Source organism: Marinactinospora endophytica, assembly GCF_054780875.1.
Window position 1 is genome coordinate 1 of record NZ_BAAGVM010000027.1, and the last position, 5498, is coordinate 5498.

Annotated in this window: 5 protein-coding genes; 2 read left to right on the top strand and 3 right to left on the bottom strand. The window is 70.2% G+C overall.

Translation table 11 applies throughout. From position 1 onward, the window contains the following. Positions 1-70: 70 nt before the first annotated feature. A complete protein-coding gene (locus ACYVHU_RS26555) occupies positions 71-829 on the bottom strand; it encodes a GntR family transcriptional regulator (protein ID WP_498949902.1) in 759 nt (252 codons plus the stop codon). 658 nt (positions 830-1487) lie between these two features. Here ACYVHU_RS26555 and ACYVHU_RS26560 point away from each other — a divergent pair. Further along, positions 1488-1640, top strand: coding sequence for a hypothetical protein (locus ACYVHU_RS26560; RefSeq protein ID WP_498949903.1), 153 nt, complete (start codon positions 1488-1490; stop codon positions 1638-1640). Here ACYVHU_RS26560 and ACYVHU_RS26565 read toward each other — a convergent pair. Further along, a complete protein-coding gene (locus tag ACYVHU_RS26565) occupies positions 1626-1970 on the bottom strand; it encodes a hypothetical protein (RefSeq protein ID WP_498949905.1) in 345 nt (114 codons plus the stop codon). The two genes, ACYVHU_RS26560 and ACYVHU_RS26565, sit on opposite strands and share 15 nt — an antisense overlap. A 291-nt stretch (positions 1971-2261) precedes the next feature. Between ACYVHU_RS26565 and mobF the strand changes: the two genes are divergently transcribed. Continuing rightward, on the top strand, positions 2262-4256 hold the full coding sequence (gene mobF, locus ACYVHU_RS26570; protein WP_498949906.1) for a MobF family relaxase: 1995 nt from the start codon (positions 2262-2264) through the stop codon (positions 4254-4256). Between the two features lie 10 nt (positions 4257-4266). Here mobF and ACYVHU_RS26575 read toward each other — a convergent pair whose 3' ends face one another. After that, positions 4267-4479 (bottom strand): hypothetical protein, encoded by a 213-nt coding sequence (locus ACYVHU_RS26575; protein ID WP_498949908.1) that lies wholly within the window; start codon positions 4477-4479, stop codon positions 4267-4269. Positions 4480-5498: the final 1019 nt, after the last annotated feature.

Consider the following 5498-nt stretch of genomic DNA (forward strand, 5'->3'; position numbering starts at 1 on the left):
CGCGCGCGTACGCGCGCGTACGCGCGCGCACCCGCGTACGCGCGCGAGGGCACCCTTGGCGGTGTCACTCTTAGGGTGACGCAGGTGATTGTTCAGGCAGTCGGTACTCGTACCCGATGGTGTGGAGCGGAGGCAGGCACCACTCGCCGTAGTGGATCACTCCTTGCTGGTCCCAGATCCTGTGTGCCCCGGCCAGGATCGGCGCGCCCACTTTGAGGCCCAGGTAAGAGGCTTCCCGCTGGTCTGCTTCTCGGGCATGCATGTCGTCCCGGGCGTCTTCTAGCCGTCGTCCGGTGGCGGTCACCACCTTGAGGAGGAGGCCCGGAAGCTTGCTTGGTGCCCGGGAGAGCAGGTCGGGCACCAGTGCCGCGAAGCTGGCCGGGTACCAGTCCACGTGTAGCCCCCTGCGCTGGCTGCCACGGCCCACGTGCCACTCGCGGCGCACCACCTGGTCACCCTGGTCTAGCCCGAAGATGTCCAGCACATACAGCGGCGGCTTCACCAGTTCGGCGGCCGTGATGATCACCGTCTCACCGGCAGCGAGGGTGCTGCCGGTCCGCAGCACGCGGGTCACTCGGTCCCGCCCGCCCGAGCTGCTGAGGATCGGAGAGTTCGCGACGAAGGTTCCTCGCTGGCTGGTCCGGATCAGTCCTTCCACCTGAAGCTGCTCTAGGGCGCGGGACAGGGTGGCGACGGCTACGCCGTGGGCGGCGGCGTACTCGCGCTGGCCTGGAAGCTTGCTTCCCTCGGGAAGGTCGCCGTCCAGGATGCGCCTCCGGATGATCTCCGCTACCTGCATGTATCGCGGCCCGGTGGCCGCTGTGTCCATCGCGGCCCGGTGGCCGCTGTGTCCGCCATGCCAACTCCTTGATCTAGATCACTATCGAGCGTACTAGGACAAGGCTCTGGCGCAGTGATCTAGATCGCGCTACGCTCGTTCTAGATCACTGGCGCAGGGGAGTGAAGCGGGTGGAGCTGGAGGAGGTAGCACGGCTAGTGCAGCCCCGAGAGCGACCCCGTGAGCGGTGGAGGCCACCGCCGGAGAGGCCGTCGCTGCCCCGCCGTGTGAAGGGAGAACACATGGAGCACAGCGAGGCAGCGGAGCTAGCGGAGCTGTCCGCGATCCACCCGGCGTACACGGTCTGGAGGTCCCGCACTGACCAAGGGACCCCGGCCGGCTGGTACGCCACCCTGCGACCGTCCGAGCGGCACAAGGACCTTCAGCCCACGCTGGGGGCGGACTCCGCTGCGCAGCTACGCCGACTCTTGGAGTGCCCGCCGGATGGGGTGGGGCGACGGCTGGCGGAGCTGAACGGCGCTTAGGAGCTTCCCCGCGCAGCGGGGGAGGCCGCAGAGGGAAGCGGCTAGAGGCCCGGCCCGAGGGGGGGTCGGGCCTCACTCATGTCTCGGTGCTGCCAGTCTGCTTCTCTGAAGCAAGACATGTCTCGGTGCTGCCAGTCTGCTTCTCTGAAGCAAGAGGAGGCCCAGTGGAGATCTACCTCGTCCTCACCGACGAAGGCGGCGAGACCAAGATCCTTGCCGCCTTCGTCGACGAGGCGGACGCGCTGCGCTACGCCCGCAGCGCGTCCGCCGTGGTGGAGCCGGTGACGCTCTACCAGGCCATCTCAACTTTTAGTTGAGATGGCCAGCACCGCGCGCGCTTGGTCGAGTGGAGAACGGGCGCCTCTGAGAGGTCCCACCTCACCCCATTCGAGCCGTCGCGCCATGCTCTCTAGCAGGTCATAGGCCGCGGGGAAGGGGCGCGTGGTGTCAGTGAGGGCGGCCTGGATCTCCCGGCACCCCGAGGCCCAGACCCGGCCGGTGAGCACGCGGTCGAGGGCGGCCAGCACCGCTGGCCAGCTGCCCGGTCCGACTACCAGATGCAGCCGCACCGTCCCGTCCCCGCCGAGGACCGCGACCTCGCGAATTGTTCCCCGCGCATCCACATCCACTGCGAGCGCCGTTGTCATGGGCTGATCCTGCCAGCCCGCGCCGCTGGGCGTCTGGGCTTCCTCCCTCTGGGCACCGCGGTGGGCCGGCCGCGCGCACCGGTGTGCGCGCAGGGCGCGGGTCCGGTGAGACGGCGCGCCGCCGGCCCACCGCGGTCCGTGGGTGGGTGACGCTGCGGGGCCAGAGCGGGCGCGACGGCTTCGCCGCGCGCCGCACCGGCCCCTGCGCTTCCCGGCAGCCCTTCCGCACGGGTGGTGCCCTGCCGTAGGTCTGGTGCCTCAGTGACGGGATGAGCGCAGGGGTACCCAGGTATGCTCGCTCCGCTCGCATACGGGGAGGGGGATCTGGTGGCCCGTGTGACCGGTATCCGCACGGCGGCCCAGGGTGATTACCGCCTGCGGGCGGAATGTGGCGCGGATCGGGCATCCCCGCGGAACGCGGCGACGGAGTACCGGATCGCATCTGGCCGCCCCGTGGTACGGGTCGGGTCGGGATGGGCAGCTTTGGGACGGCAGGCCGGTACGGCGGTGAGCGTCACCGAGTTGGACGAGGTGCGCGCGCTGATGGTGGGAGCCCACCCTGACACGGGGGGCCAGCTGGTGCGCGCGAAGACCAGGACCACCGCTTCCGCACGGCTTCCGGCCGCGCCGATGCTCTCCGCGCTCGACAGCGTGGCGCTGCCTGCGGATTCGTGGGCTGGCCGTCGCATCGCCCGCATGGCGCGGGGGGTCGAGCGGGACCCCAGCCACGCCGTCGCGGTGCGGGACCTCGAGCGCGTCGCCCGCGCGGCCGGGGTGAACCTGGCCAAGGTGTACGCCCCGGCCGATCTAGCCCGAGCCCGGCAGCACGCCGACGAGCGGCAGGACTCCCGGGTCCGGGGGTGGGATCTGACGCTTGATTGCCCAAAGAGCGTCAGTGTGCTATGGGCGCTATCGTCGCCGCAGGTCGCGACGCGGGTCGAGCGGGCCTACATGGCTGCTGTGCGCGATGTGGTGGCAGCGGCTGAGAAGTGGTGCGGGCAAGGCCAGCGAGGCGCCCATGGGCGCGGGCGACGCGCTCGCAGGGTGGCCACGGAGGGCTTCACCGCGACCATCGCGCTGCACACCACCGCCCGCCCCGTGAAGGGGGTGTCCGACCCGCACCTGCATGCCCACGTGCTCATCCCGAACGTGGCCCTTGGAGCGGATGGGCGGTGGGGTGGGATCGCGGCCGGAGGCCGGGAACTGTACCGCGCCGTGCCAGCTCTTGGTGAGTTGCACCGTGCTCGTCTTCGAGCGCACCTCGCGGCCGACCTTGGGCCGCTGCGGTGGGAACGCGACGAACGTACCCAGCAGTGGGAGCTAGCCGAAATCAGGGCTGACCTGCGGGATCTCTACAGTCGGCGACGGGACCAGGCAGTGCATGCCGCAGGTCCAGGAGCAAGCGCTGCACAGCGGCGTGCGGCAGCCCGCCGCACGGTCGAGCCCAAGGACCGGCGAACGCCTGAGGAGCACCAGCGCGCTGAATGGGCAGCCAGGGCGGCAGCGGCCGGTCACACCCCGGACCAGACGGCCGCAGTGCTGAGCAGCCGGGGCGAGTACCCCCAGGACGAGCCCCAGGCCCAGCGTGCCGACCGCATCGCTGCCCAGCTCTGGGCAAGGCATCCGGTCGCGGCTATGGCCCATCCCCATGTGATCGCGGCCGTCGCTCGCGACGCCCCGCACGGGATCGACGCCCGCACCGCCGAAGACATCGCGGAGGCCGTCGCGGCCCGCTCACAGTCGGCTGGAGGCACCGCTGGCGGGGCGCACCTGCGGTGGGCGGATCGGTGGCAGGCGCCGCGTCTAAGCGCCGCTGACGCGCGCGCAGGGCGCGGACTGCACTCTCGTGCCGCCGCGCCGACGATGGCCGCTCTGCGTGCGTCTCAGGCGCTTGCAGAGGCCCGCGTCCAGGCCGCGCGGGCGGAGCTGGCCGAACTGGACGCGCTCGCGGGGCGCCTTGCACGATGGCGAGCTGGAATGAGCCGGTCCGGCGTCGAGGAACGCCGGGCCGCCGTGAGCATCCAGCTTGGAGCCGCGATGAGGGAGGGGGCGGCCATCGGCCGCCAGATCGAGCAGGCCCAGCACGCCGCCATCCGTGCCGATCTCGGCATGACCGAGGAGCAGGACCGAGCGGCGCGGCGACGTCACGACGAAGCTCTTGTACGCGCCGTTCTCACGGCGCAGCAGCCCCGCCCCGGCAGGCGTCCGCCAGCGGCGACGAGAGGAACACACCTAGCCACCCCCGGCCACACGCCCCGGCGTGGCCCGGCTCCCGGCCGGGGGTGAAGGAACGGATCTACCGCTGGGCTGCCCGCTCCAGCCACGAGACGATCGTGCTGAAGGCCGTCCAGTCCATTCTGGCCAGCCAATTCACGATCTGGAGATCGTAGGAGCCGACCTCGACACCGGCCGCCGCCAGGGCGTCGAGGAGGGTCTGCTGCATCTGCTCATCACTGGGCAGCCCGCCCGGAGGCAGGTGGGGGGCTTCGTGCAACGGCTTCATCGTCATCGTCTACCTCCTGGGGCTGAGGTCTGGCAGGGGGAGGGACGCGGCGCACCGTCCCCGCGTCCCCCGACGTGCGGTGGCGGGGCGTCCCAGCGGGGACGGCGCGCCGCCCCTGACCCGTGGCCGGGGCTTCGCGGGGACGGCCTTCGCTGCGCTCCGGCCGGCCCCGCGGACCTCGCGACACGCCGGAAGCAAGGGTGCTTGACTTCGCGATTTCCTGCGAAAAAGGGGGAGGAAGCGAAAAGGACCCCGTGAACGGGGTCCTTTTGCTGATAGGTTTTGCAACTGTCGAAATTGAAAACCTAGGGCTCATCATACCCCAGCAGTGATGCGGGCAAAGGGAAAAGATGCTCGTGATTCCCCCCGGAAGATCCCACCGGGTAACTAAAGCCCTGGCCCAAGGTCCAGTCCCTCAGAAGGTGAATACCTGGTGACTGGAGCAGCTGACAGGTGGTGGTTGCGACGCGGGAAACTGCGTCGTGGAACACGGCAGGCCCACACCACAGCCACGCAGAGTGGCGCCTACGCACGATCGACCGGAGCGTAGGACAGATCAGCTGCACATCCCGCCCTGACGCAGGAGTAGTGCCCTGCGTGGGAGTGTGCGACCGACCGACCGACCGACGGCAGAACGACCTCCCCCCCCTGTACGTGAGTAAACGCCCTGGTCAGGGCGTTTTTTCATGTGCAGGGGGGGGGGCTCCCTCCCCTCACTCCCTCCGGCAGGGGCAGCGCCAGGGGGAGGCGCAAACCCCGCAGAGCAGGCGTCTTTACGCTGTACAGGTGATCACGGGGCGTCACCACAGCGGGGTCACCACAGGGTCGCGCAGCGGGGGAGCACAGGCCCCAGCCACTCACCTTCACCCCAGGTGGCGGACGGGTACAGGATGTGACGCGCGCGCGTACGCGCGCGTACGCGCGCGCACCCGCGTACGCGCGCGAGGGCACCCTTGGCGGTGTCACTCTTAGGGTGACGCAGGTGATTGTTCAGGCAGTCGGTACTCGTACCCGATGGTGTGGAG